This is a genomic window from Aliigemmobacter aestuarii (genome assembly GCF_004799285.1).
Lineage (GTDB): Bacteria > Pseudomonadota > Alphaproteobacteria > Rhodobacterales > Rhodobacteraceae > Aliigemmobacter > Aliigemmobacter aestuarii.
Genome location: NZ_SSND01000001.1, coordinates 240,181 through 266,070, shown reverse-complemented (window position 1 = coordinate 266,070; position 25,890 = coordinate 240,181). Strand labels below are relative to the sequence as shown.

Here is a 25,890-nt window from a genome sequence, read left to right as displayed (position 1 = left end):
AAGGGGGGCTGTCTGCCCCCCACTGGCCTTTCGGCCATTCACCCCCCGAGGGTATTTGTGCCAGGTTGAAGATCAGCCGATTTCGGCGAGACGCTTCAGGGCGGCGGCGATCTTGGCCGCCTCGTCCTCGCGCGCCTCAAGGTTGGCGCGGGCCTCGTCCACCACCTCTTCGGGGGCGGAGGCGACGAAGGCGGGGTTGCCAAGCCGCCCCTTCAGCCCGCCGATTTCCTTGGCGAGCTTGTCCATCGCCTTCTGCAGGCGGGCCTTTTCTTCGGCGATGTCGATGACCCCTTCCAGCGGGATGGCGAAGGACGCGCCTTCCGCGGCCAGCGTGATCGCGCCCTTCGGGGCGGTGGCGGCCTCGGTCAGGGTCTCGATCCGGGCAAGGCGCCGGATCAGCACCTCGTTCCGGGCCCAGGCCGCGCGGGCGAAATCGTCCATCGCGGTTGCGACCATGTCGAGCTTAAGGCCCACCGGCACATGCATCTGCGCACGGGCCGAACGGATTTCGTCGATCAGGCCGGTGACCCAGGTCATTTCGCGGTCGGCCTCGGCGTCGATCAGGTCGGCGCCATAGGCGGGCCAGTCGGCATGGACCAGCATCGATCCGCGCGTGCCGGTGGTGGCCCAGAGTTCCTCGGTGATGAAGGGCATGATCGGGTGCAGAAGGATCATGCACTGATCCAGCACCCAGGCCATGGTGGCGCGCGTCTCGGCCGCCTGGTCACCATCGAACAGGGGCTTGGCGAATTCGACATACCAGTCGCAGACCTTGCCCCAGACGAAGCGGTAAAGCGCATCCGCCGCCTGGTCGAAGCGGTAGTCGGCCAGCGCTGCATCCACTTCGGCGCGGGCCTTGGCGGTTTCGCCGATGATCCAGCGGTTCGCGGTGGCCTTGGGCGCCGGTGGGGCGGACTGGGTCTTGTGCCCTTCCCAGACGCCATTCATCTCGGCAAAGCGGCAGGCGTTCCACAGTTTCGTGCCGAAGTTGCGGTAGCCGGTGATGCGCGCCGTGTCGAGTTTCAGGACGCCGCCGAGCGAGGCCATCGCCGCGTTGGTGAAACGCAGCGCATCGGCGCCGAATTCGTCGATGATGTCCAGCGGGTCGACGACATTGCCGAGCGACTTCGACATCTTCTTGCCCTTGGCGTCGCGGACGAGGCCGTGCAGATAGACGGTGTGGAAGGGGATGTCATCCACGACCGCAAGCTGCATCATCATCATCCGCGCGACCCAGAAGAACAGGATGTCCTGCCCGGTCACAAGGACCGAGGTGGGGAAATACTTCTGCAATTCCGGGGTGTTCTCGGGCCAGCCCAGGGTGCCGATCGGCCAGAGGCCCGACGAGAACCAGGTATCCAGCACATCGGCATCGCGCCAGACCGGATAGACCAGGTGGGTGGGGTCCTGCGTCAGGTTGTAATCCGCCAGCGACCGCGCCAGCGTCTGCACCGCGTCCTCGCGGCTGTCGACCTCGACGATGCGGGCATGGTTCAGCGGTTCGGGCAACGGGGCGAGATCGTCGCGGAACCGGTCGATCACCGCGCCCAGGTCATGCGCGCAGTGGTGCACCGGCTCGATGGTCGAGAAGGCGCCATCGGCCAGCAGTTCGAAGATTTCGGCCTCGTCGAGCGCATGGTCGCCCTGCGCATCGCGAAACCCCGTGGGCCAGATGTCGAGCCCGTACCACACCGGGATCTGGTGCCCCCACCAGAGCTGGCGGCTGATGCACCAGGGTTCGATGTTCTCAAGCCAGTGGTAATAGGTCTTTTCGCCCGACTCGGGCATGATCCTGACCCGGCCGGAGCGCACGGCCTCAAGCGCGGGGCCGACGATTTTCGCGGCATCCACGAACCACTGGTCGGTCAGCATCGGTTCGATCACCACTTTCGAGCGGTCGCCGAAAGGCTGCATGATCTTTTTCGCCTCGACCAGCGGCACGCGGGCATCGGCGCCTTCGGCATCGGGTTTCAGCGCGGATTTGCCAAGCCGGGGGTCCGAGGCCACGGTCATCACCGCAAGGCCCTCGGCGGTGATTTCCGCGATCACCCGCGCGCGGGCCTCGAACCGGTCAAGCCCGCGCAGATGATCGGGGACAAGGTTCAGCGTGTCGACCTCGGCCTCGGTCAGGCTGCGTTCGCCGCGAGCCACGGCCAGTGCGATCCCGGCCGTCTCGGCATAGGGCAGGCCATCGGCCCGCATCCGGCCCTTGGTGTCCATCAGCCGATAGCAGGGGATCCCCCCGCGCTTGGCCACGGCATAGTCGTTGAAGTCATGCGCGCCGGTGATCTTCACCGCGCCCGAGCCGAAGGTCGGGTCGGGATATTCATCGGTGATGATCGGGATCAGGCGGCGATGTTCTTTGGGGCCAACCGGGATTTCGCAAAGTTTCCCGACAATTGGTGCGTAACGTTCATCTGACGGATGAACCGCCACCGCGCCGTCGCCCAGCATGGTTTCGGGGCGGGTCGTCGCGATCGAGATGTAATCGCGCGTCTCGCGGAAGGTGACGTTGCCGTCGGCGTCCTTCTCGACATATTCATAGGTGGCCCCGCCCGCCAGCGGGTATTTGAAGTGCCACATCTGGCCGTCGACCTCGACATTCTCGACTTCGAGATCAGAGATCGCGGTTTCGAAATGCGGGTCCCAGTTCACAAGGCGCTTGCCGCGATAGATCAGCCCCTTGTGATACATGTCTACGAAGACCTTGATCACGGCGTCGTGGAAATTCGGGCCGTTTCCTGCGTCGGGGTCGCCCTTGGCGCCGCCCATGGTAAAGGCCTCGCGGTCCCAGTCGCAGGAGGCGCCAAGCCGCTGCAACTGGCCGATGATCGTGCAGCGCGACTTGACCTTCTGCTGCCAGACGCGGGCCAGGAACGCCTCGCGCCCCATCTCGGCGCGGGTGGGTTCGCCGTTGGCCGCCATCTCGCGTTCGGTCACCATCTGCGTGGCGATGCCCGCGTGGTCGGTGCCGGGCTGCCACAGCGTGTCGAACCCGCGCATCCGGTGCCAGCGGATCAGGATATCCTGCAGCGTGTTGTTGAACGCATGGCCCATGTGCAGGCTGCCCGTCACGTTCGGCGGCGGGATCATGATGCAGAACGGATCGGCACCGGGTTTCGCATGCGCCCCCGCGCGCCCCGCCTTGCCGTCGATCCAGGTTTTCGAAATCCGGGCCTCGGCCTCGGCGGCGTTGAAGGTCTTTTCCATCGGCATCTGAACACCCTGCATTTCGTGTCGGGCGATCCATAGCCAAAGAGGCCGGAAAGGGGAAGGGTTTCGGGCAGGGCAAGCCGGAATCAGGCGCAGGCCCGAAACCCGCGAAGGCCCGAAACCCGCGCAGGCTCAGGCCGGGCCGATCACCGCGAAACGCGCGCCCTGCGGGTCGCGGGCGATGGCGATGAAGACCCCGCCGGGCACTTCCATCCGGTCCTGCAGGATCGTGCCGCCGTTTTCCCTGATCTGCACGATGGCAGCGTCGATGCCGGCCACCGAAAAATAGGGCAGCCAATGCGCCGGCATGCCCGGTTCTGGGGGGCAGATGCCGCCGATGTCGGTGCCCTGCCAGCGGACCAGTTGATAAGTTCCCATGTCGCCCATCGGCATGGCGTCGCCCTTCGCCCACCCCAAGAGCGCGGCATAGAATGAGAACGCCGCGACGGGATCGGGCGACAAAAGCTCATGCCAGGCACCGTGACCCGTCTTCATCTGGTCGAAGGCCGAACCCGTCTGCCCGTCCAGCGGCTGAAGAAGGCCGAAGACCGCGCCCTGCGGATCGGCGGCAATGGCAAAGCGGCCGGTGCCGGGAATGTCCTCGGGCGGGCGGTGGACATGCCCGCCCAGTTCCCCGACCCGCGCGCAGGCCGCGTCGCAGTCATCGACCGCGAAATAGACCATCCAGAATTCCGGCATCGGCGCATCGGGCGTCATCAGCCCTGCGACCATCTGATCGCCCGCCATGGCCAGCGTATAGGCAAAGCCCTCCATCCCGGCATCGGCAAAGCCCCAGCCAAGGACCCGGCCGTAGAAGGATTGCGAGGCCGTCTGATCGGCGCTGGTCAGTTCATACCAGCAGGGTGCGCCGTGATGCCCGGTCATGCCGCGCCCCCCTGAAAGATCGGGGCGAAACCGCCCATCACAAGACGCTTGCCGTCAAAGGGCATGTCCATCATCGAGGGGTCAATGTCGGCCCGTTCCATGAAGGCCTGAAGCGCGGCATCTCGGGTGGCGCGATCGGGCCATGTCATCCAGCACAGGACCGTCGTTTCATCGTCCCGCCCATCAACCGCGCGGCGGAAATCCGTCCATCTGCCCTCGGGGATGTCGTCGCCCCAGGCGACCATCAGGCCGGTTGCCCCCAGATCGCGGAAGGCCGGCCACCATTTTTCCTCATGCGCGCGATATTCGTCCTTCCGGGCGGTCGGCACGGGAAGCAGAAACCCGTCGATATACATGGCCTGAAACCTCCTGTTCGCTTGATGCGGGAAGCGTTGCGCGATAGGTTAGAAAAAACAACTGAAAAGATGCCGGCGTTGGCGAAGGGCAGTCGCAAGAGCTATGACGAAGGCTGTATCGCGGCCCATGCCCTGGATCTGATCGGGGATCGTTGGGCGCTGCTGGTGGCGCGTGAACTGATGCTCGGGCCGCGCCGGTTCTCGGCCATCCGGGCCGGTCTGCCGGGGATCAGCGCGAATGTCCTGACCCAGCGGCTGGACGAGATGGAACAGGCGGGGCTGGTGGACCGAACCACGCTGCCCGAAGACGCGCGAGCCACGGTCTATGGGCTGACCCGTGCGGGGCAGGGGCTTTGGCCGGTGCTGAAGGCGCTGTGCCTTTGGGGGGTGGGCCAGCCGGGGCATGATCCGTCGAAACACATCAGCCCGACCGCGCTGATGCTGTCGATGCGGGCGCTTTGCGCGCGGGACAGGGCCGGGAGGCATCTGGTGACGGTGCGCCTTGGGGCAGAGGGTTTCACCATCCGCACCGCGCCTGGCGCCTACGAGGTGCGGCGCGAACGGGCCGAGCGCGCGCCCTTGCGGTTCGCCGGCACGCCCTGCCAGATGGCGCGCGCCGTCTACGGGCCCGCGCCGCTGGCTGACCTGGTGGCGGCAGGGATGATCGGCTTCGAGGGCAACCCCGAAGAGGGGCAGCGATTCGTCGATCTGTTCGCCCTGCGGCCCCCGCCTGCGGTCTCAGATCGCGCGGTCGATCCGGGTGGACAGATGGATGAGGCTTTCGGATGAGTTGACGCCGGTCAGCGCGCCGATCTGGTCCAGCACCTGGTCCAGAACCTGCGTGTTCGGCGCGGCGATCTGCAAAAGCAGGTCGAACCGGCCCGAGGTGGTGAACACCTTTTCGACCTCGGAAATCGACTTCAGCCGTGTCAGGATACCCGCCTGCGCGCGCGGTTCGATCGTCAGAAGCACGCTCGCCCGCAACCGGCCCTGGCGCGCCGCCTCGCCCAGTTTCAGGGTGTATCCCGCGATCACGCCGGTCGATTCGAGCCGTTCGAGCCGGGCCTGCACGGTGGACCTTGCCACCTTCAGCCGCCGCGCGAGGGTTGCCACCGACATCCGCGCATCCGCCCCCAGAAGCGCGAGAATGTTGCGATCCAGTTCATCCATTCACTTTGTATCCTTTTTTCGGCATTATAACAGCCAATCACTGCAAATATACAGTTTTCATCGGTAAGGTTGTGCCCCATATCGCGGGTCCCGAATTTCAGGAAAAGGGCGGCTCATACGCACCTGGCCTGGTTGTAACGACCGCGCAGGTGCCGCACTCCCGCAATGATGCGGGCTGGCTTCTTGCGTCTTGTTGGCAGAAAGGATGCGCCGATGGGACTGTCGAAAACGATCTGGACCAACCCTTCAGAATATCTTCGTACCGTGCAGCCGGAAAACCCCGTGCTGTTCTTCTCGCCCGCCGCGCTTCAGGCGGCGGCGCGCCGGTTCATCGACGGCTTTCCCGGCATGGTGACCTATGCGGTCAAGACCAACCCGGCCGATGTGGTGATCGAGAACCTGTCGGCGGCGGGCGTGCGCGGCTTTGACGTGGCCAGCCCGAACGAGATGCGCCTGATCCGCCGGATCGCCCCGGATGCGGCGATGCATTACAACAACCCCGTGCGCAGCCGCGCCGAGATCGCCGTGGCGGTCGAGATGGGCGTGAAATCCTATTCGGTCGACAGCGCCAGCGAACTGGCCAAGCTGATCGAGATGGTGCCCGCCGAGGGCTGCGAGATCAGCGTGCGCTTCAAGCTGCCGGTGGCGGGCGCGGCCTACAACTTCGGTGCCAAGTTCGGGGCGACGGTGGAACTGTCGGCGGAGCTGCTGAAGACCGTCGCCGCGGCGGGCTTCATCCCTTCGCTGACCTTCCATCCGGGCACCCAGTGCACCGACCCGCACGCCTGGGAATCCTACATCCGCGCTGCCGCCGATATCGCCCGCGCGGCGGGCGTGACGATTGCCCGGCTGAACGTGGGCGGCGGTTTCCCCAATCACCGCCTGCACGGCGTGCTGCCGCAGATCGAGGAAACCTTTGACCTGATCGACCGCGTGACCGACGAAGCCTTCGGCGAGGATCGCCCGATGCTGGTCTGCGAGCCGGGCCGGGGCATCGTGGGCGATGCCTTCACCCATGCTGCCCGCGTCAAGGCAGTGCGGGACGGCGCGCATGTGTTCCTCAATGACGGGGTCTATGGCGCGCTGGCCGAACTGCCGCTGATCGGGCCGATCGACCGGATCGAGGTGACGACGCCCGAAGGCGTGAAGCGCCAGGCCGAGGCGACCCCGCGGATCGTCTTTGGCCCGACCTGCGATTCGGTGGACCGCATCCCCGGCGACGTGATGCTGGCCGAGGACATCGCCGAGGGCGATTTCGTAGTCTTCCACGGCATGGGGGCCTATTCGCTGGCCACCAACACCCGCTTCAACGGGTTCGGCGAACTGACTGTCGCCACGGTCCTGTCGCTGAGCCTCTGACGGCATCGCCTGGCCCCGGCGGGGGATGGGGGTATTTGGATCAGGTTGAAGACCGGAACATCCCTGGCGCCCGGCTGGACATATCCGGCCGGGCGTTTACCATTCCGGGCGGAAAGCCGGGGGCCGGGGGATGGACATGCAGAAATTCGGGCAGGCGCAGGGGCGGATCGAGGATCGGCGCTTCCTGACCGGGCAGGGCCGGTACATCGACGACATCGCGCCCGAAGGCGCGCTGCATGCCGTCTTCCTGCGCAGCCCCGTTGCTCATGCCACGATCGACCGCATCGACGTATCGGCGGCGCGAATGGCTGCGGGGGTGCATGAGGTGCTTTGGGCGGGCGCGCCGGGGATGGTGGGCGTGACCCCGGGCATGAAGGGCGCGCGGGTTCCCAACCGCGACGGCACCCGCGGCGCGGCCCCGGAACGCCCGGTGCTGGCCAGGGGCGCCTTGCGTTTCGTGGGCGAGCCGGTCGTCTGCATCATCGCCGAAACGCGCGACCAGGCGCTGGACGCGATGGAGCTTGTCGAACTCGACTACACCGAATTGCCGGTCGCGCTGGATCTTGCGCCGGGCGCGCCCGAGATCCACGCGACGGCGCCGAACAACCTGGCGTATGATTTTGCCCTTGGGGACGATGCCGCCGTCGAGGCGGCGCTGGCGGCCTCGGCGCATCGCGTGCGTGTGGAACTGCGGCACAACCGGATCATCGTGAACGCGATGGAGCCGCGCGGCTGTTTCGCCGAATGGGATGGGGCGCGGCTGCATTTCGCCTTCAACGGGCAGGGCGTCTGGGTCCAGAAGGGTGAACTGGCGCGGATGCTGGCGCTGCCGCCCGATGCGGTGCGGGTGACCAATCCGGATGTGGGCGGCGGCTTCGGGATGAAGGCGATGACCTATCCCGAATATGTGGTCGTGGCCCAGGCGGCGCGGCTTCTGGGCCGTCCGGTGCGCTGGATGGCGGATCGCACGGAATCGATGCTGTCGGACAATGCCGGGCGCGATCTGGTCACGGTATCGGAGCTGGGGTTCGACGCCGACCACCGGATCACCGCCTATCGCGTCAACCTTGTGTCAAACCTTGGCGCCTACAACTCGCAATTCGGTCAACCCATCCAGTCGGAGCTGTTTTCCAAGGTGTTGACCGGCGTCTATGACATCCAGACCGCCTTTCTTGGCGCGCGCGGCGTCTATACCAACACCTGCCCGGTGGATGCCTATCGCGGCGCGGGCCGGCCCGAGGCGATCTTTACCATCGAACGCACGATGGACGAGGCCGCGCGCGCGCTTGGCGTCGATCCCTTCGCGCTGCGGCTGAAGAACGTGATGCGCGATTTCCCGTATCGGATGGTCAACGGGACGACGGTAGATGTCGGTGATTTTCCGCGCGTGATGAACAGGTTGCGGGACGAAGCGGAGATTTCGGATTATCCGGCGCGCGTCGCCCGGTCGCGTGCGGCGGGGCGGCTCAGGGGCATGGGGCTGGCCGTCTACATCGAATCCATCCTGGGCGACCCGGCCGAAACCACGCGGGTTGAGTTCACCTCCGACGGCGTGAACCTTCATGTCGGGACGCAATCGAACGGACAGGGGCACGAAACGGTCTTTCCCCGGATGCTGTCGGAACGCACGGGCATCCCGGTCGATGTGATCACGCTGGTCCAGGGCGACAGCGATCGCATCGCGACGGGCGGCGGCACAGGCGGGTCGCGGTCGGTCACGGTGCAGGGCACGGCGATCTGGGCCACGGCCGATGCGATGATCGACGCCTTCACCGCCTTCCTGTCGGACGAACTGGGCGAGCCGGTCGGCTTCGACGATGGCATCTTCGGCGCGCCGGGCCGAAACCTGCGTCTGACCATGATCGAGGCGGCGGAGCTGGCGCGGGACCGGGGCAGGGACGACCTGCTGGATCACAGCCGCACGATCACGCTTGAGGCGCGGTCCTTCCCGAACGGCGCGCATCTGGCCGAGGTCGAGGTCGATCCCGAAACCGGCAAGGTCACGCTGGACCGCTACACCGTCACCGATGATTTCGGCACGCTGATCAACCCGCAACTGGCCATCGGCCAGGTCCATGGCGGGATTGCGCAGGGCTTTGGCCAGGCCGTGACGGAGGCCGCGCATTACGACGAGACGGGTCAACTGCTCACGGCAAGTTTTATGGATTACGCGATGCCGCGTGCCGATGATCTGCCGATGATCCGTTTTTCCACAGAACCCACGCCCTCGATCTACAACCCCCTTGGCATGAAGGGGTGCGGCGAGGCGGGCACCGTTGCCGGAATTGCCGCGGTGGCCAACGCGGTGCGCGATGCCCTGGCAACGGCGGGTGTCGGCTGGATCGACATGCCCTTTAGCCCCGCCCGCGTCTGGCGGGCCCTGAAGGAGGCCGGCGCTGTCGTGGATTGACCGCATCAGGCGCTGGTGGCACCGCCATCCGGTGGCGACCACCGAGACGCAGGAGGACACGCCCGCCGGGGTGGCGCGGGGCCGGGTCGATCATGTGATCGTGCTGGATGGCACGATGTCCTCGCTCGATCCGGGGCTTGAGACAAACGCGGGCCGCACCTTCCGCCTTCTGTGCGAGGCGCATGGCGCACGGCTGCGGCTTTACTATGAACCGGGCATCCAGTGGGAGGGATGGCGGCGGGCAATGGACGTGGCGCAGGGGCGCGGCATCAACCGCCAGATCCGCCGCGCCTATGGCTGGCTTGCCAGCCATTACCGCGAGGGTGACCGGATCTTTCTGTTCGGCTATTCGCGCGGGGCCTATGCGGTGCGATCGCTGGCCGGGGTGATCGACCGGGTTGGGCTGTTGCGCGCCGAGTGCGCCACCGAACGCAACGTCACGATGATCTACCGCCATTACCAGCACGGGCCCGACAGCCCGGCCGCCCGCGCCTTTGCCGCAGGCCATTGCCACGCCGAAGCCCCGGTCGAGATGGTGGGCGTCTGGGATACGGTGAAGGCCCTTGGGCTGCGGGTGCCGGGCCTGTGGCTGCTGACGCAGTCGCGGCATGCGTTCCACAATCACCACCTTGGCCGGTCGATCCGGCACGGGTTTCATGCGCTTGCGCTGGATGAAACGCGCACCGTTTTCGAACCGGTGCTGTGGTCCTGTCCCGAGGACTGGCAGGGCAATGTCGAACAGGTCTGGTTCCGGGGCGGGCATGGCGATGTGGGCGGGCAACTGGGCGGGCTGGAAGGCGCGCGGCCCCTGGCCAACATCCCCCTGGTCTGGATGCTGGAGCGGGCAGAGGGCTGCGCGCTGGCGCTGCCCGAAGGCTGGCGCGACCGGTTTCCTGTGGACCCGGCCGCGCCGATGATTGGCACATGGTCGGGCTATGGCGCGCTGTTCATCTGGCGTGGGCGGCGACGGATCGGGCGCGACCGGTCCGAACGCATCCACCCCACCGTGCCGGGCGCGCACTGGGCCTGGCGGCGGTTCCGGCCGGGCGAGGCGGCAGGAACCGCGCGGCCCGTGGAATTCCTCAACGCCAGTCCAGAATGAGGCAGGTCGTGCTGGCGGTGGCGTAAAGCCGTCCGTCCTCGGCGCCGCGCACCTCGGCCCTGGCGACGGCGGTCGTCTGGCCGGCATGGTCAACGATGCCGGTCACCTCCACCTCGGTTCCTATCCGGACGGCGCGCATGATGTTGACCTTGTATTCAAGCGTCGTCTGCCACTTGCCCTGCGGCACCACCGTCATCACCGCGCATCCCATCGCGGTATCCATGATCGTGCCATACCAGCCGCCATGCACGCCGCCGAACAGGTTGGTGTGCCCGAAGGCCGCCGCCCCGCGCAGGGTGGCGCGGTGATCCTCGATCGCGGTAAAGACCATGCCCATGTCGGCCACCAGCCGCGGCATCGGAAAGCGGCCTTCCAGTACGCCCTTCATGTAGTCAAGGCCCGACCGGGCGCGAAAGACCTCGGGCGGGGGGATATCCGCGGGGCAGGTGGCGGAAAAGACGGCGGACGGGGTATCGGGCATGGTCTGGTCTCCTTGTCGCCTTCATGGCCGCCACGCAGGCTGCTGTCGAGGGGCGGAAACCCGACCTTGGGGCTTTTCCTTCGCCCGCCGCCGGGGCAATCTGTCGCCCGACGGGCCGCCAAAGGGGCAGCCGGACGGGAAAGGCAGAAGCCATGCGCAAGGTTACGGTCGCGGCCACACAATTCGCCTGTTCATGGGACCTTCGTGCCAATGCCGACTGGGCCGAGGCGCTGGTGCGGCAGGCGGCAGCCCAAGGCGCGGGCGTGATCCTGATCCAGGAGCTTTTCGCCACGCCCTATTTCTGCATCACCGAACGGCCCGAGTATTTCGCCCATGCCGCACCGATGGAGGGGCACCCCCTGATCGCGCGCTTTGCCGACCTGGCGCGGGAACTGGGCGTCGTGCTGCCGGTGTCCTATTTCGAAAAGGCCGGTCAGGCGCATTTCAACTCGGTCGCGATGGTCGATGCCGATGGCCGGATCCTCGGCAACTATCGCAAGACGCATATCCCGCAGGGGCCGGGATACGAGGAGAAATACTATTTCTCGCCCGGCGATACCGGGTTCAGGGTCTGGCAGACGGCGATGGGGCGGATCGGCGTCGGCATCTGCTGGGACCAGTGGTTCCCCGAAGCCGCGCGGGCGATGGCGCTTCAGGGGGCAGAGATGCTGCTTTATCCGACGGCGATCGGGTCCGAACCGCCTGCGCCGGGCTATGACAGCCAGCCGCATTGGGAAATGGTGATGCGCGGCCATGCCGCCGCCAACATCCTGCCGGTGATCGCCTCGAACCGGGTCGGGCGCGAGGTGGCGCCCGAAGGCACCGAGGTCACGTTCTACGGGTCGTCCTTCATCGCCGACCAGACCGGGCAGCTGCTGGCCAAGGCCCCGCGCGAGGGGGTGGCGGTGATCGCCGCCACTGTCGATCTGGACGAGATCGCGGCGCAGCGCGCCACCTGGGGCCTGTTCCGCGACCGGCGGCCCGGATGCTATGCCGCCGTGCAGACACTGGACGGGCGCGTGCGGTCGTGACGCGGGTCCGCCCCCTTTCCGCCCGTGCGCAATTGCGATAGGGCAGGCGCATGGAAATGACGGTTCACGGTCTGGCCTGCGCGCGCGGCGGCATCACGGTGCTGGAAGGTGTCGGCTTTGCCCTGCGGGGCGGGCGGGCGCTTGTCCTGCGCGGCCCGAACGGCATCGGCAAGACGACGATGCTGCGCACCATCGCGGGCCTGCAACCGGCCGTCGCGGGCGAAATCGGCTTGCCGCCTGAAAGCATCGCCTATGCCGCCCATTCCGACGGGTTGAAGGCCACGCTGACCGTGACCGAGAACCTTTCGTTCTGGGCCTCGGTCTATGGCACCGGACCCGACGCGGTCGAGGCCGCGATTACCGGCATGAACCTCGGCATCCTGCGCGACCGCCAGGCGGCGAACCTGTCGGCCGGGCAGAAGCGGCGGCTGGGTCTGGCGCGGCTTCTGGTGACGGGGCGGCCACTTTGGGTGCTGGACGAACCCACCGTGTCGCTGGATGCAGAGTCGGTGCGCCTGTTCGCGGGCGTGGTGCGCCGTCATCTGGCCGAGGGCGGCGCGGCGCTGATTGCAACCCATATCGACCTTGGGCTCGACGAGGCCGAGGTGCTGGATCTTGGCCCCTTCCGGGCGCGCAGCCCGTCCGAGGGCGGGGCGCTTTCGGCCTTTGACGAGGCTTTCGCATGATCGCGCTTCTGGTCCGGGATTTGCGGCTTGCGATGCGCGCGGGCGGGGGCTTTGGCCTCGGGCTGGCGTTTTTCCTGCTGGTGACGGTGCTGGTGCCGCTGGGGGTGGGACCGGAGGGCGCGACGCTGGCCAAGATCGCGCCGGGCATCCTGTGGGTCGGCGCGCTGCTGGCCTGCCTTCTGTCGCTTGATCGGGTCTTCGCGCTGGATTTCGAGGATGGCTCGCTGGACCTTCTGGCCACCGCGCCGATCCCGCTGGAAGGCGTGGTGGCGGTCAAGTCCGCCGCGCACTGGATCGTGACGGGCCTGCCGCTGACGCTGATCGCGCCGGTTCTGGCCGTGCTTTTGCATCTGCCCGAGGGCGGCTATCTTTGGCTGGTCGTGTCGCTCGCCCTGGGCACGCCCGCGCTGTCGGTGATCGGTACCTTCGGTGCGGCCCTGACCGTGGGGCTGAAGCGCGGCGGGCTGCTGCTGTCGCTTCTGGTGCTGCCGCTTTATGTGCCCACGCTGATCTTCGGCGCCGAGGTGGTCAAGCGCGGGGCCGAGGGCATGGCCATCGCGACGCCGCTTTTGCTGCTGGCGGGGATCACGGCGGGGGCGGCGGCGCTTTTGCCCTTTGCCTCTGCTGCGGCAATCCGCATCAATCTGCGCTAGGAAAAACGTGATAGTGAGTTGAGCCGGACCAAGGAAGGACGTAAGCCATCGCCATGTCTATCTGGGAATATGCCAACCCCAAGAAGTTCATGCAGACTTCGGCCTGGGCCCTGCCATGGGTCACGGTGCTGTCGGTGCTGTGCCTGCTGGGCGGGCTGGTCTGGGGATTCTTCTTCACGCCCGACGACTACAAGCAGGGATCGACCGTCAAGATCATCTACCTGCATGTGCCCGCCGCGATGATGGCGATCAACGCCTGGGTGATGATGCTGGTCACTTCGCTGATCTGGATCGTGCGGCGCCACCATGTTTCGGCCCTTGCCGCCAAGGCCGCGGCGCCGATCGGAATGACCTTCACGCTGATCGCGCTGGTCACGGGTGCGATCTGGGGGCAGCCGATGTGGGGCACCTGGTGGGAATGGGACCCGCGGCTGACCTCGTTCCTGATCCTGTTCCTGTTCTACCTGGGTTACATGGCGCTGTGGGAAGCGATCGAGAACCCCGACACCGCGGCCGACCTGACCTCCGTCCTGTGCATGGTCGGATCGGTCTTCGCGATCCTTAGCCGCTATGCGGTGAACTTCTGGAACCAGGGCCTGCATCAGGGCGCATCGCTGTCGCTCGACAAGGAAGAAAACGTGTCGGACGTCTACTGGTTCCCGCTGCTGATCTGCATCGCGGGGTTTGTCCTGCTGTTCGTCACGCTGGTCCTGTTGCGGACGCGGACCGAGATCCGCGCGCGTCGCATCCAGGCGCTTCAGGCACGGGAGAAATTGGCATGATCCCCGATCTGGGCAAATACGCGGGCGCGGTGCTGTCGTCCTATGCGGCGTCGATCCTGCTGATCGGCGCGCTTGTGGCGCTGTCGCTGTGGAGATCGGCGCGGGTGAAACGCGCCTTGAAGGAAATCGAGGAACGGCAGGGCAAGACGAATGGCTAAACCCTTGATGTTCATCCCGCCGGCCGTCTTCGGTGTGCTGGCGGTCATGTTCTATATCGGCATGAACCGGGACAACCCGAACGAGCTGCCTTCCGCGTTGACGGGCAAGGAAGCGCCCGCGGTGCAGGTGGTGGCCCTCGGCGATGCGCCGGTGACGACCGATGCGCTGCTGCGGGAGCCCGGCGTGAAGCTGGTGAACTTCTGGGCCTCGTGGTGCGGGCCCTGCCGGGCGGAACATCCGCTGCTGGAGCGTCTGAAGGACGAGGGGGTGGTGATCCACGGCATCAACTACAAGGACGAACCGGCCAATGCCCTGGGTTTTCTGGCCGAACTCGGCAACCCCTATGCCACGATGGGCGCCGATCAGGGCCGGATGGCGCTGAACTGGGGGGTCTATGGCGTGCCGGAAACCTATGTGATCGACGGCGACGGGCAGATCGTGCTGCGCTTTGCCGGGCCGATCACCGAACAGGAACTGGAACGCAGCATCCGCCCGGCGATGGAAAAGGCCGCCGGAAACTGATCCGCGCCGCGCGCGCGTTCTATCCCCCCATGATCGCAAGGCCCAGTGTCAGGGCCGCTGCAAGGGCCAGCCAGACCTCGGTCGCCGGAACCGGCGGAACCGGGCGCATGGGCGCGCGGCGGGGATGGACGAACAGGTCTTCCTGCGGGGCCAGCGGGGGAAAACGCCGTGACATGATCGACTCGCCTTCTGCAAGTGGGGCAGGGTCAGGCTAGGGGCAAGAACTTAACGGGAACATAATGCGGACCATCGGGGCGAAGGCTGTCGGCGGGGGCCTGCGGCGGGTGACGATCCCGGGGAAACGAAAAGGCCCGCCGTTGCGGGCGGGCCTTTCGATGTCATGCGTCGCCAGAGGCCGATCAGGCGCTGGCCAGATCGCGCAGCACGTATTGCAGCACGCCGCCGTGTTCGACGTATTCGATCTCGATCTCGGTATCGATCCGGCACTTGAGCTGAATCGTCTTGACCGAGCCATCGGCATATTTGATGTGGCAGGGCACAAGGCTGAGCGGCTTCAGATCGCCTTCCAGACCTTCGATGGTGATCACCTCGTCACCCTTCAGACCCAGCGACTTGCGGTTCTGGCCTTCGGTGAATTCGAAGGGGATCACGCCCATGCCGACGAGGTTCGAGCGGTGGATGCGTTCGAAGGATTCCGCGATGACCGCCTTGACGCCCAGAAGGGCCGTGCCCTTGGCCGCCCAGTCACGCGACGAACCGGCGCCGTATTCGATGCCACCGATCACGATCTGCGGCACGCCCAGACCCTGCCAGGCCATCGCCGCCTCGAAGATCGAGGTCTGCTTGCCATCGGGGCCAAGGGTGTAGCCGCCCTCCACGCCGTCCAGCATCTCGTTCTTGATGCGGATGTTGGCGAAGGTGCCGCGCATCATCACCTCGTGGTTGCCGCGACGGGCCCCGTAGGAGTTGAATTCGCGGGGCGCGACCTGGCGTTCGATCAGGTACTTGCCGGCCGGGGTGGTATCCTTGAACGACCCTGCCGGGCTGATGTGGTCGGTCGTGATCATGTCGCCCAGAAGCGCCAGGATGCGGGCGCCCTCGATGTTGGTGATCACGCCCGGTTCCTTGGCCATGCCGCGGAAATAGGGCGGGTTCTGGATATAGGTCGAGGTCGGCGGCCAGTCGTAGGTTTCGCTGTCGGTAGTTTCCACCGCCTGCCACTTGGCGTCGCCCTTGAACACGTCGGCGTATTTCTTCTGGAACGCCTCGCGGGTGACGACCTGATGGACGAGGTCCGCGATTTCCTTGTTGGTGGGCCAGATATCCTTGAGATAGACCAGCTTGCCGTCCTTCGAGGTTCCCAGCGGTTCGGTCGTCAGGTCGATGTTCATGTCGCCCGCGATGGCATAGGCCACGACCAGCGGCGGCGAGGCGAGGTAGTTCGCCCGTACGTCGGGCGAGATACGGCCCTCGAAGTTGCGGTTGCCCGACAGGACCGAGGTCGCCACCAGATCACCCTCGGCGATGGCCTTGGAGATTTCCGGTTGCAGCGGGCCCGAGTTGCCGATGCAGGTGGTGCAGCCATAACCCACGAGGTTGAAGCCGATGGCGTCCAGATCCTCCTGCAGGCCGGCGGCGTTCAGGTATTCCGACACCACCTGCGACCCGGGAGCGAGCGAGGTCTTGACCCAGGGCTTGCGGGTCAGGCCAAGCGCACGCGCCTTGCGCGCCACAAGGCCCGCGCCGATCAGCACATAGGGGTTCGAGGTGTTGGTGCAGGAGGTGATCGAGGCGATCACCACCTTGCCCGAGGACATGGTGTAGCCTTCGCCCTCGACCGGCACTTCCTTGCCCATCGGGCGCTTGAAGGTGGCCTCCATCTCCTTGGCGAACGAGGCTTTCGCATCGGTCAGCGGCAGGTAATCCTGCGGGCGCTTGGGGCCCGAGATCGCCGGCACGATCGTGCCCATGTCCAGTTCCAGCGTCGAGGTGTAGATCGGCGCATAGTCCGCCCCGCGCCACATGCCGTTTTCCTTGGCATAGGCCTCGACCAGCGCGATACGCGATTCCTCGCGGCCGGTCTGGCGCAGGTAGCGCAGCGTTTCATCGTCGATCGGGAAGAAGCCGCAGGTCGCGCCGTATTCGGGCGCCATGTTGGCGATCGTCGCGCGGTCGGCCAGCGGCAGGTGATCCAGACCCTCGCCGTAGAATTCGACGAACTTGTTGACCACGCCATGCTTGCGCAGCATCTGCACGACCTTCAGCACAAGGTCGGTCGCGGTGGTGCCTTCGACCATCTGGCCGGTCAGCTTGAAGCCCACGACCTCGGGGATCAGCATCGACACGGGCTGACCCAGCATCGCGGCCTCGGCCTCGATCCCGCCGACGCCCCAGCCCAGGACGGCCAGGCCGTTGACCATCGTGGTGTGGCTGTCGGTGCCCACCAGCGTATCGGGATAGGCAACGACCGCGCCGGTCTGGTCGTTGTCGGTCCAGACGGTCTGGGCGAGGTATTCCAGGTTCACCTGATGGCAGATGCCGGTGCCGGGCGGAACCACGCGGAAGTTGTCGAACGCCTTCTGCCCCCATTTCAGGAAGGTGTAGCGTTCCATGTTGCGTTCGTATTCGCGGTCCACGTTGGCCTGGAAGGCGCGCGGGGTGCCGAATTCGTCGATCATCACCGAGTGGTCGATCACCAGATCGACCGGGTTCAGCGGGTTGATCTTCTGCGCGTTGCCACCAAGGCCGATGATGCCGTCACGCATAGCGGCAAGGTCCACCACGGCGGGAACGCCGGTGAAGTCCTGCATCAGCACGCGGGCCGGGCGATAGGCGATCTCGCGCGGGTTCTTGCCGCCCTGCGCGCCCCATTCGGCGAAGGCCTTGATGTCCTCGACGGTGACGGTCTTGCCGTCCTCGAAGCGCAGCATGTTTTCCAGAACCACCTTCAGCGCGGCCGGAAGCCGCGAGAAGTCACCAAGTCCCGCGGCCTGCGCGGCCGGGATCGAATAATATGCGACCGTCTGACCGCCTGCGGTCAGGGTCTTGCGGGTCTTCGCGCTGTCGTGTCCGACGATGACAGTCATGCGGGCCTCCTGCGGCTGGCTGTTGGCTGTGGATGGCGTCCTATTGCCCCATGAAAACCCGGGGCGCAAGGGAATCTGCGCTCTTTGTATGCAATTGTATGCCAAAAATCCAGAGGGAGTTTTCAGAACCTTCCGGTGAGGCCCGCCTGACGCATTCGCACCCTGCATCCCATCGGGCGTGACCGATGGGAAACACTGTTGCGACGCCTCTCAAAACCTTGATTGGCAAGCGAGGGGGTGCTTCGCTAGAACCTGAGATACCAGATGGGGATCGGGAACCAGTTCATGCGACATATCGTGAAAGCCGCCTGCGGCCTGTGGCTCGTCTTTGCCTCTGCCGTTGCGGCCCAGAATTCCGAGCCGGTCGTCGTGGTCGAGCTTTACACCTCGCAGGGCTGTTCCTCTTGTCCTCCGGCGGATGAATTGCTGGCGGAACTGGCGACCCATGACCGGGTCGCGCCGCTTGCGCTGCATGTGGATTACTGGGATTACCTTGGCTGGAAGGACGAATTCGCCCATGCGAGTTTCACCGAACGGCAGAAGGCCTATGCGCGTGCCGTCGGCAACCGGATGATCTATACCCCGCAAATGATCGTGGGCGGCCTGCACCGGGTCGAGGGCAACAAGCCCGGTGACGTGGTGGCGGCGGTGGGCGAACACCTGGCGGCAACCTCGCCCGTGACGCTTGAACTGAAACGCGCGGGCGAAACGGTGCGGATCGCGGCATCGAGCGCCGCGCCCCTTGGCCAGCCGTTGCGCGTTCAACTGGTGCGCTACATGCCCGAAAAGACGGTCGAGATCCGCGGCGGCGAGAATGCGGGCCGCGTCGTCACCTATCGCAACATCGTGACCGACTGGCAGAGCCTTGGTGAATGGCCCGGCGATGCGCCCTTGGCGATGGAAGCGGCGGTGGCGGGCGCGCTGCCCGTGATCGTGATCCTTCAAAGGCCCGGACCGGCCGAGATCGTGGCGGCGGCGCGCCTCGACTGACCCCGGGCGGCGCGGCGCCAGCCCCGTCCGGCACGGCGGCAGAAGGTCAGGCCCGCCCCGGTTTCCAGCGGTTGTGGATCCAGAACCACTGATCGGGGTGCTTGCGCACCACCGCCTCGAGACTGTCGTTCAGCGCCTGGGTCATCTCTTCCGGTGTGCCGTGCGGGATGGGCGCCTCGACCACGATGTCGAAATCCAGACCGTTTGCACGCCGGATCGCATAGGTCGGCACCACGATGGCATCGTATTTCAGCGCAAGGTCGGCGGCGGAAAGCGCGGTCATCGCCTCGTGTCCGAAGAAGGTCAGCGGCGCGCCGTGGTTCATGTGCTGGTCGATCAGCAGCCCCAGCATCCCGCCCGCGCGCAGGTGGCGGACCATGTCGGCCAGGCCTTCGCGTCCGCGCGGGAAAAGCGGCGTGCCGATCCGGCTGATGGCGCGGATGTAATGGGCGTTGAAAAAGCGGTTCTTCATCGGCTTGTAAAGCGCGCCGATCCGGTAACCGCGTGCGATCAGCGCGGCGCGGCTTGCGTCGTAATTGCCGAAATGCCCGGTCACGAGGATCACCGGGCGGCGCTGCATGTGGGCCTTGTCAAGCGCCGCAAGCCCTGGCCCCGTGGGGGCGAAGCGCGTGGCGTGGCCCACGAATTCGGCGCCCGAATAGATCTCGATGATCGTGCGGCCGACATTGTCCGGCACGGCCCGCGACAGGCGTTCCACTTCGGGCGCGGGCAGGTCGGGCAGGATGCGGTCAAGGTTTGCCCGCACGCGGTCGCGGTATCCGGCCAGGGGGGCGATCATGCGCGCCATCAGCCACCCGCAAAGCGGCACGCGCCATTGGTAGGGCAGGCGCAGAAGCAGCCAGATCAGGGCCCGCAAGAGGCGGTCCTGCATCCAGTGATCCAGCCGGAAGGCGGGGGTGTCCTTGGTCATTTTCGGTCTTGCGACAGGCGTGCCTGCCTGTGGGCCATGGTCTCTCGGTGCCAGACATAGACACCGGCCGCCACGATCACAAGCGCCCCGACGATGGTCCAGCCATCCGGGTATTCCCCGAACAACACGATCCCCCAGAAAGTGGCGAAGATCAGCCCGACATAGCCAAAGGGCGCAATGGCCGAAGCTTCCGCGACGGTGAAGGCGTGGATCAGGAAATACTGTGCCGCCGCGCCAAGCAGCCCGATCACCAGAAACAGGGCAAGATCGCCCGCACCTGCCGGGGCCTGCCAGACGAAGGGCAGCACGGCCGAAGTGACGACCGTGCCCAGAAGGGCCGCGTAGATCAGCGAGGTCCAGGGGCTTTCATCGCGCCCGACCCAGCGTGTCGCGATGGCATAGCCCGCGTAGCATACGGCACAGCCGAGGGGCAGAAGCGCCGCCGGGGTGAAGACGCCAAAGCCCGGTCGGATCACGATCAACGCGCCGATCATCGCCAGCACCACGCCGAAGATCCGGCGCGGCCCCAGCCTTTCGCCCAGGAAGATCGCCGCGCCCAGTGTGATGAGGATCGGGTTGATGTCGGTCAGGGCCGTCGCCTCGGCCAGGCCGATATGGCCAAGCGAGGCGAAAAACAGCGCCGTCGCCCCGAACTGGAACACCGACCGCAGCGCCTGAAGTTTCGGATACCGGGTGCGCAGCAGGACCGTCAGCCGTGGCAGCAGCGCCAGCGCCACGATCACCGTCTGCCCGGTATAGCGTGCCCAGACCACCTGAAGGACCGGATAGCCCGAGGTGATTAGCACCTTGGCCAGCGCATCCATCGCGGTGAAGATCGCAACCGCCGCGATCAGCAGCAGGATGCCGCGGCCATTGGCGGGCAGGGGGGCGGAAAGGGCGGGGCTGGGCATCGTCATGGCTGCGGACCCTATCGCAGCCGTTCGGCCGGGGAAATGGGGAAAGCGCCGGGAACCGGGCAGGGCGGCCGTGCACGGCGCCGGAGCCTTGGCCCGCCCTTGCCGGCGTGGCCGGTTCGCGCGCCAAGGTCTGCTTAGGGGCCGGCGTGCCGCTGCGGCGGGCGCCCCGTAGCCGCGGTTCCGGGATGCAGCACAGGAAGCGGGCCTTGTAGCGGACCATTGTCAAGGTCCGACCATCCAAGCAGGGCGAAGCCGGTGGCCATCCCAAGCCGCGCGTGACGGATTGGGGGCCTTCAGCGCGGCGGTCTCTACCCCTCGTCATCGGGGGCGATCAGCGCCAGTTCCCCCGACGTTTCAAGCGTTCGGATGCCGGCGATCACCGCATTCATCGCCTCTTCGCCGTCCTTCTGCTTCACCTTGCCGCGTTCGGCCATTTCCTCGCGCAGGGTCTGGGCCATGCGTTGCGACATGTTGGCCAGAAGGAAATCGACCGCCGCTGCGCCTTCAGCATCGGGCATGGCCGCGGCGAGGGCCGTGACCAGCACCGCCTGATCCACCTGCCGCAGCACCTTGGGCACGTCGCGGGGCGAAAGACGGGCGGGGATGTGGACGAAGGTGAAGATCGCGCGGCGCACCTGTTCGGCGAAGGCCTGATCGGAGTCGGCCAGACCGCGCAGCACCTCGTCCCGGGTGGCGGCGGCCGAGACGTTCAGGATTGCCCCCACCCGTTCGACGGGTCCGGCCTCGAAGGCGCGGTCGGGCTGGTTGTCAAGCTGCGTAAGCAAGGCCTGCCCGATCCGCGCGACGGTGTCGGGGGCGACATTGCCGGTCAGCGACATGGCCAGCGCAAGGCTGCGCGCCCGGTCGGGCGGCACGCGGGCCAGCAGGTCGGCCGACCTCGCGGCGGGAAGCCTGGACAGGATGACCGCCCCGACCTCCACGCTTTCCTCGGCCAGAACCGGCAGCAGGCGTTCGGGCGGCATCTGGACGATCCGGTCCCACGGATCCGATCGCGCGGCCACCCCGGCCAGACGGCGCAGGCGGTTCGCGGCGGTGGTGCTGATGTGGCCGTCCATCATCGAGATCGCGCCCTCGATCCCGCCGGGGAAGGACAGGCCCACCTGTTCCAGTTCGTTCACGAATTCCTCGACCACGGCGCCAAGCGTCACGCGATCGACCAGCCGCATCCGCCCGATCTGTTCGGTCAGCGCGGCCTGCATGTGTTCGGGCAGGGCAGAAAGGGGAAGGGATGATCCTTCGGCCAGCAGCAGGCGGACAATCACCGCCGCCTTTTCCGCCGGGGGAAGATTGCGGGGAACGATCCGCCCCCCGCCAGTCGCCGTCGTCGCACCTTGTCGTTCGGCACCAAGCCGGGAAATCCCGTTCTGCACCCGATCCTCCGATTCCCGCTGTCACGGAAGGCAGGATCGGCGGTTCGGGTTAACGGGGCTTTAGCGTCAGCTTGTCGTCCGTTCGCAGGCCTTGGTTTCGGGGTTCCAGACCGAGCCTTCGGCACAGGACATGGAGGCTTCCTGATGGCCCGAGCAGCCGGCGGCAACACCGGACACGGGGGCGATCACGAGGGCAAGCGCGGCAAGGATGGCCTTGGTCTTCATGCAGGTCTCCTCTGTTGGACGAGGCGTCACGATCGCCTCATCCGGAAAGGCTAGCACGAATCACCCGCAAGTCAGCCCGAAATGCCCGGAAAAACCATCACGGAGGCGTGATGGCGCCCGTTTCAGGCCCCGAAGACGCGGCGGAAGATCGTATCGACATGCTTGGTATGATACCCAAGGTCGAATTTTTCCTCGATCTCGGCCGGGGACAGGGCCGCCGTCACATCCGGGTCGGCCAGAAGCTCGGTCTTGAAATCCGCGCCCTGTTCCCAGACCTTCATCGCGTTCCGCTGCACAAGGCGATAGGCGTCCTCGCGGCTCACACCGGCCTGGGTCAGCGCCAGAAGCACCCGCTGGCTCATCACGAGGCCGCGGAACTTGTTCATGTTCTTCAGCATGTTGTCGGGGTAGACGACCAGTTTCTCGATCACCCCCGCCAGACGGTGCAGCGCGAAATCCAGCGTGATCGTCGCATCCGGGCCGATCGCGCGTTCGACCGAGGAATGGCTGATGTCGCGTTCATGCCAGAGCGCCACATTCTCCATCGCGGGGATCACCGCCATGCGGACAAGGCGGGCAAGGCCCGTGAGGTTTTCGGTCAGCACGGGATTGCGCTTGTGCGGCATCGCGCTGGAGCCCTTCTGCCCGGGGCTGAAGTATTCCTCGGCCTCCAGCACCTCGGTGCGCTGCATGTGGCGGATCTCGATCGCGATGTTCTCGATCGAGCTGGCGATGACGCCAAGGGTGGCGAAGAACATCGCGTGCCGGTCGCGCGGAATGACCTGCGTGCTGATCGGTTCGGGCAACAGGCCCAGCATCTTGCAGACATGTTCCTCGACCGCGGGGTCGATGTTGGCAAAGGTGCCGACCGCGCCGGAAATCGCGCCGGTGCGCACCTCGTCACGCGCGGCGGCAAGGCGTTTGCGGCCGCGGTCCATCTCGGCGTAGAAGCGTGCGAAGGTCAGGCCCATCGTGGTGGGTTCGGCGTGGATGCCGTGGCTGCGCCCGATGCGCACCGTATCCTTGTGTTCGAAGGCGCGGGTCTTCAGCGCCGCCAGGACCCGGTCCATCCCGGCCAGAAGGATGTCGGCTGCGCGGACAAGCTGGATGTTCAGCGTGGTGTCCAGCACGTCGGACGAGGTCATGCCCTGATGCACGAAGCGCGCGTCCTCGGCGCCGATGTGTTCGGCCAGATGGGTCAGGAAGGCGATCACGTCGTGTTTGGTCACCGCCTCGATCTCGTCGATCCGCGCGACGTCGAAGGTCACGTCCTTCGCGCGCCAGACGGCTTCGGCATTGGCCTTGGGGATCACGCCAAGCGCGGCCTGCGCATCGCAGGCATGCGCCTCGATCTCGTACCAGATGCGGAACTTGGTTTCGGGGGACCAGAGGGCCACCATCTCGGGGCGGGAATAGCGCGGGATCATGGGCGGGCCTTTCGGTTGCAGGACAGGCGCGCCCCCCTTAGACTGCGTCGCATCAGGACACAAGCCGGTGAGGCGGGCGTGCGACGATTGGTTTGGCTGCTGGCGCTTTTTCCGCTGGCGGCAGGGGCCGGGGGCTGGGAACGGCTGGACGGACCAGGGATCGAGACGGCGCTTCGGTCACGGGCGGTGCAGTATCCCGATGGACGCGTTCAGGATTTCCTGGCCGACGGGCGCACGCTGATGTGGACCGGGCAATCCGCAGCGGGGCTGTGGCGGGTCGAGGCAGGGCAATGCTGCCTGCTGTGGCCACCCGAAACCGACTGGGATTGCCATGTCGTGGACCGGTCGGAAAACGGGCTGGATCTGCGGTTCACTGGCCCATCGGGCGCGGTCCGGATCGGCCGTTACACCGACCTGAACTGACAGCGTGGCGTCAGGGGTTGGCCTCGCGCCACAGCGTCCATTCCTCGACCACACGGCCATCGGGCAGGGTGCAGTAGCCGACTTGCCCGCCGGGTTCGTCCCGGATGTCCAGCGTTCCGCCCTGTTCTTCGCAAAAGACCGAGGCCGGGTTCGCCCCTGACAGCAAAGCTCCGGGCGCCGGTTCGGGCGCCGGTTCGGGCGCCGGGGCCGGGGTGCAGGCGGCAGAGAGGATCAGCGCGGCAAGGGCGGGCAGGTGGTGCATCGGCGTCCTCAGGCGGCGCCGGTCAGGCGCGGATCGAAGGGGTATTTCGTCAGGTTCTGGCAGCCGGTTTCGGTAATCAGCACCTGATCTTCCAGCTTGATCGAGAAATCGCCACCCTCGGGGCTGACCAATGCCTCCACACACAGGACCATGCCGGGTTCGAGCGCCACATCGAACGCGCCTTCGGCCCAGCTGTCGGGGTAGGGCACGAATGGCCATTCGTCGCAAAGCCCCACGCCATGCATCTTGCAGGAATATTTCTGTTTCCAGTACTGGTCGTCCAGCTGGTGCCCGCCGAAGGTCAGTTCGCGGATCGTGACGCCGGGCTTCAGGCGGGCCTGATGATCGCGGATATGGTCCAGTCCGTGATTCATCGCCGAGATCATCGCGTTGGTGGGGCGCTGATCGCCCACCCACCATGTGCGGCTGATGTCGATGCAGATCCCGTAGCATCCGATCAGGTCGGTATCGAAGGCCACGATCTCGTTCGGCTGCACGATGCGCGGGCCGCATTCCTGAAACCATGGATTGGTCCGCGGGCCGGAAGCGAGCAGGCGGGTTTCGATCCATTCCCCGCCGCGCCGGATGTTGCCCTTGTGCAGTTCCGCCCAGATGTCATCCTCGCTGATCCCGCCCTTGGGAACGTTCTCGCGGGTGAAAGCCTCCATCTCGGCGATGGCGCTTTCGCAGGCCAGATGGGCGCAGCGCATGGCGAGGATCTCGTCCGGGCCCTTGATGGCGCGGGTGCGTTCGGTCAGCTCTTCGCCCTCCATCACCTCGAAGCCGGCCCGTTCCAGCGCACGCAGGCCGTGGATCATGATCTTGTCCACCGCGATGCGGCGGTTTGCGCCGGCATGGGCGGCCATCACCTCGGCCACCTGCGCGGCGAAGGCGCGGGCATCGGTGGCGGTGTTGTCGCCGCAGACGTTGTAGAAGAACGAGGCGCCGGTGCGCAGTTCCTTTACCAGCGGGTTGAAGGTGACGAGGAAGGGCGAATTCTTGTATTCCCACATCACCATGTGCCCGTCGGCGCAGACCATGCAGGCGCGGAAGGGGTTGTGGCTGTTCCACAGCTGCATGTTGGTGGTGTCGGTCGCATAACGGATGTTCAGGGGGTCGAACATCAGGATGGCGCCATAGTCGCGGTCCACCAGCGACTGGACAAGCCGCCGCCAGCGGTATTCGCGCATCCGCGCCAGATCGGGCAGGGCAAGGCCTGCGGCCTCCCATTCGCGGAAGGCCAGCTGCGTCGGGCCGATCTCGACCCGGTCGTTGTCGTTCGGCGTTCCGTCGCCGAGGCGGTCGCCCCGGCTGGGGTCGATCTTGCGGCGCGTGTCGGCGTAAGTCATGCGGTCCTCCCCCTGGCATGGGCGAAGCGTCCCGCCTTCGCCGCCGCGATGCTGGCCCGTCAGCGACAGCCGATGCCGCAAATCGCGACCTTGCGCGCGGATCGGGCGGACAGACGGCG

26 protein-coding genes are annotated in these 25,890 nt (G+C 66.3%); 12 read left to right on the top strand and 14 right to left on the bottom strand.

The genetic code is table 11. The features are described 5' to 3' along the window. Positions 1-72: 72 nt before the first annotated feature. From E7811_RS01250 to E7811_RS01240, 3 genes are all read right to left on the bottom strand, one after another. Entirely contained in the window at positions 73-3,216 is a 3,144-nt protein-coding gene (locus E7811_RS01250; RefSeq protein WP_136392788.1) for a valine--tRNA ligase, read from the bottom strand. 129 nt (positions 3,217-3,345) lie between these two features. Then, positions 3,346-4,098, bottom strand: coding sequence for a VOC family protein (locus tag E7811_RS01245; protein ID WP_136392787.1), 753 nt, complete (start codon positions 4,096-4,098; stop codon positions 3,346-3,348). Then, positions 4,095-4,454, bottom strand: a complete 360-nt coding sequence (locus E7811_RS01240; protein ID WP_136392786.1) for a DUF1428 domain-containing protein — start codon at positions 4,452-4,454, stop codon at positions 4,095-4,097. Before E7811_RS01240 ends, E7811_RS01245 begins: the two co-directional genes overlap by 4 nt. Positions 4,455-4,523: 69 nt before the next feature. Here E7811_RS01240 and E7811_RS01235 point away from each other — a divergent pair, with 69 nt between their 5' ends. After that, positions 4,524-5,243 carry a winged helix-turn-helix transcriptional regulator gene (locus tag E7811_RS01235; protein ID WP_136392785.1) on the top strand — a complete coding sequence of 240 codons (720 nt, stop codon included), beginning with the start codon at positions 4,524-4,526 and terminating at the stop codon, positions 5,241-5,243. On the opposite strand, the gene E7811_RS01230 is transcribed toward E7811_RS01235, so the two are convergent. Beyond that, positions 5,193-5,624 carry an Lrp/AsnC family transcriptional regulator gene (locus E7811_RS01230; RefSeq protein WP_136392784.1) on the bottom strand — a complete coding sequence of 144 codons (432 nt, stop codon included), beginning with the start codon at positions 5,622-5,624 and terminating at the stop codon, positions 5,193-5,195. The two genes, E7811_RS01235 and E7811_RS01230, sit on opposite strands and share 51 nt — an antisense overlap. A gap of 213 nt (positions 5,625-5,837) precedes the next feature. Between E7811_RS01230 and E7811_RS01225 the strand changes: the two genes are divergently transcribed. The 3 genes from E7811_RS01225 (at position 5,838) to E7811_RS01215 (ending at position 10,495) form a co-directional block, all read left to right on the top strand. Further along, positions 5,838-6,983: a type III PLP-dependent enzyme gene (locus E7811_RS01225; RefSeq protein WP_136392783.1), complete on the top strand. Its 1,146-nt coding sequence runs from the start codon at positions 5,838-5,840 to the stop codon at positions 6,981-6,983. A 136-nt stretch (positions 6,984-7,119) separates the two neighbouring features. Then, positions 7,120-9,393 carry a xanthine dehydrogenase family protein molybdopterin-binding subunit gene (locus E7811_RS01220; protein ID WP_136394169.1) on the top strand — a complete coding sequence of 758 codons (2,274 nt, stop codon included), beginning with the start codon at positions 7,120-7,122 and terminating at the stop codon, positions 9,391-9,393. A 31-nt stretch (positions 9,394-9,424) separates the two neighbouring features. Next, on the top strand, positions 9,425-10,495 hold the full coding sequence (locus E7811_RS01215; protein WP_246020146.1) for a DUF2235 domain-containing protein: 1,071 nt from the start codon (positions 9,425-9,427) through the stop codon (positions 10,493-10,495). On the opposite strand, the gene E7811_RS01210 is transcribed toward E7811_RS01215, so the two are convergent. After that, complete coding sequence (locus E7811_RS01210) at positions 10,476-10,976, bottom strand: PaaI family thioesterase (RefSeq protein WP_136392782.1); 501 nt, start codon at positions 10,974-10,976, stop codon at positions 10,476-10,478. The genes E7811_RS01215 and E7811_RS01210 overlap by 20 nt on opposite strands. A gap of 152 nt (positions 10,977-11,128) precedes the next feature. Between E7811_RS01210 and aguB the strand changes: the two genes are divergently transcribed. The 6 genes from aguB to E7811_RS01180 are packed head-to-tail and all read left to right on the top strand — an operon-like array spanning position 11,129 to position 14,809. Further along, positions 11,129-12,007: an N-carbamoylputrescine amidase gene (gene aguB / locus E7811_RS01205; RefSeq protein WP_136392781.1), complete on the top strand. Its 879-nt coding sequence runs from the start codon at positions 11,129-11,131 to the stop codon at positions 12,005-12,007. 50 nt (positions 12,008-12,057) lie between these two features. Beyond that, positions 12,058-12,693: a heme ABC exporter ATP-binding protein CcmA gene (gene ccmA / locus E7811_RS01200; protein WP_136392780.1), complete on the top strand. Its 636-nt coding sequence runs from the start codon at positions 12,058-12,060 to the stop codon at positions 12,691-12,693. Next, a complete protein-coding gene (gene ccmB / locus E7811_RS01195) occupies positions 12,690-13,346 on the top strand; it encodes a heme exporter protein CcmB (RefSeq protein ID WP_136392779.1) in 657 nt (218 codons plus the stop codon). Before ccmA ends, ccmB begins: the two co-directional genes overlap by 4 nt. A gap of 53 nt (positions 13,347-13,399) precedes the next feature. Next, positions 13,400-14,128 (top strand): heme ABC transporter permease, encoded by a 729-nt coding sequence (locus tag E7811_RS01190; RefSeq protein ID WP_168732896.1) that lies wholly within the window; start codon positions 13,400-13,402, stop codon positions 14,126-14,128. Continuing rightward, entirely contained in the window at positions 14,125-14,286 is a 162-nt protein-coding gene (gene ccmD, locus E7811_RS01185) for a heme exporter protein CcmD (RefSeq protein ID WP_136392777.1), read from the top strand. The genes E7811_RS01190 and ccmD overlap by 4 nt, the downstream gene beginning before the upstream one ends. Continuing rightward, positions 14,279-14,809: a DsbE family thiol:disulfide interchange protein gene (locus E7811_RS01180; protein ID WP_136392776.1), complete on the top strand. Its 531-nt coding sequence runs from the start codon at positions 14,279-14,281 to the stop codon at positions 14,807-14,809. Before ccmD ends, E7811_RS01180 begins: the two co-directional genes overlap by 8 nt. Positions 14,810-14,828: 19 nt before the next feature. On the opposite strand, the gene E7811_RS17855 is transcribed toward E7811_RS01180, so the two are convergent. Together E7811_RS17855 and acnA are read right to left on the bottom strand one after the other, a co-directional pair. Continuing rightward, positions 14,829-14,984, bottom strand: coding sequence for a hypothetical protein (locus E7811_RS17855; RefSeq protein ID WP_168732895.1), 156 nt, complete (start codon positions 14,982-14,984; stop codon positions 14,829-14,831). A gap of 184 nt (positions 14,985-15,168) precedes the next feature. Further along, a complete protein-coding gene (acnA, locus tag E7811_RS01175) occupies positions 15,169-17,856 on the bottom strand; it encodes an aconitate hydratase AcnA (protein ID WP_136392775.1) in 2,688 nt (895 codons plus the stop codon). Positions 17,857-18,141: 285 nt separating this feature from the next. Between acnA and E7811_RS01170 the strand changes: the two genes are divergently transcribed. Next, complete coding sequence (locus E7811_RS01170) at positions 18,142-18,846, top strand: DUF1223 domain-containing protein (protein WP_136392774.1); 705 nt, start codon at positions 18,142-18,144, stop codon at positions 18,844-18,846. 46 nt (positions 18,847-18,892) lie between these two features. On the opposite strand, the gene E7811_RS01165 is transcribed toward E7811_RS01170, so the two are convergent. The 5 genes from E7811_RS01165 to purB all read right to left on the bottom strand — a co-directional run bounded on the left by E7811_RS01165 (position 18,893) and on the right by purB (position 23,737). Then, complete coding sequence (locus E7811_RS01165) at positions 18,893-19,777, bottom strand: lysophospholipid acyltransferase family protein (RefSeq protein WP_136392773.1); 885 nt, start codon at positions 19,775-19,777, stop codon at positions 18,893-18,895. Beyond that, the gene (locus E7811_RS01160) at positions 19,774-20,694 is read right to left on the bottom strand and encodes a DMT family transporter (protein WP_246020145.1); all 921 of its coding nucleotides are present in this window, start codon (positions 20,692-20,694) and stop codon (positions 19,774-19,776) included. The genes E7811_RS01165 and E7811_RS01160 overlap by 4 nt, the downstream gene beginning before the upstream one ends. Before the next feature lie 308 nt (positions 20,695-21,002). Further along, positions 21,003-22,085, bottom strand: a complete 1,083-nt coding sequence (locus E7811_RS01155) for a flagellar motor switch protein FliG (protein ID WP_394345587.1) — start codon at positions 22,083-22,085, stop codon at positions 21,003-21,005. A 66-nt stretch (positions 22,086-22,151) separates the two neighbouring features. Then, positions 22,152-22,310 (bottom strand): chitin binding peritrophin-A domain-containing protein, encoded by a 159-nt coding sequence (locus E7811_RS01150; protein WP_136392772.1) that lies wholly within the window; start codon positions 22,308-22,310, stop codon positions 22,152-22,154. Between the two features lie 122 nt (positions 22,311-22,432). Next, the gene (purB, locus tag E7811_RS01145) at positions 22,433-23,737 is read right to left on the bottom strand and encodes an adenylosuccinate lyase (protein WP_136392771.1); all 1,305 of its coding nucleotides are present in this window, start codon (positions 23,735-23,737) and stop codon (positions 22,433-22,435) included. 78 nt (positions 23,738-23,815) lie between these two features. On the opposite strand from purB, the gene E7811_RS01140 reads away from it, so the two are divergent. Next, positions 23,816-24,160, top strand: coding sequence for a hypothetical protein (locus tag E7811_RS01140; RefSeq protein ID WP_136392770.1), 345 nt, complete (start codon positions 23,816-23,818; stop codon positions 24,158-24,160). Positions 24,161-24,170: 10 nt separating this feature from the next. On the opposite strand, the gene E7811_RS01135 is transcribed toward E7811_RS01140, so the two are convergent. Then, positions 24,171-24,422: a putative hemolysin gene (locus E7811_RS01135; protein ID WP_136392769.1), complete on the bottom strand. Its 252-nt coding sequence runs from the start codon at positions 24,420-24,422 to the stop codon at positions 24,171-24,173. Positions 24,423-24,430: 8 nt separating this feature from the next. Beyond that, the gene (dddP, locus tag E7811_RS01130; RefSeq protein ID WP_136392768.1) at positions 24,431-25,771 is read right to left on the bottom strand and encodes a dimethylsulfonioproprionate lyase DddP; all 1,341 of its coding nucleotides are present in this window, start codon (positions 25,769-25,771) and stop codon (positions 24,431-24,433) included. Between the last annotated feature and the right edge of the window lie 119 nt (positions 25,772-25,890).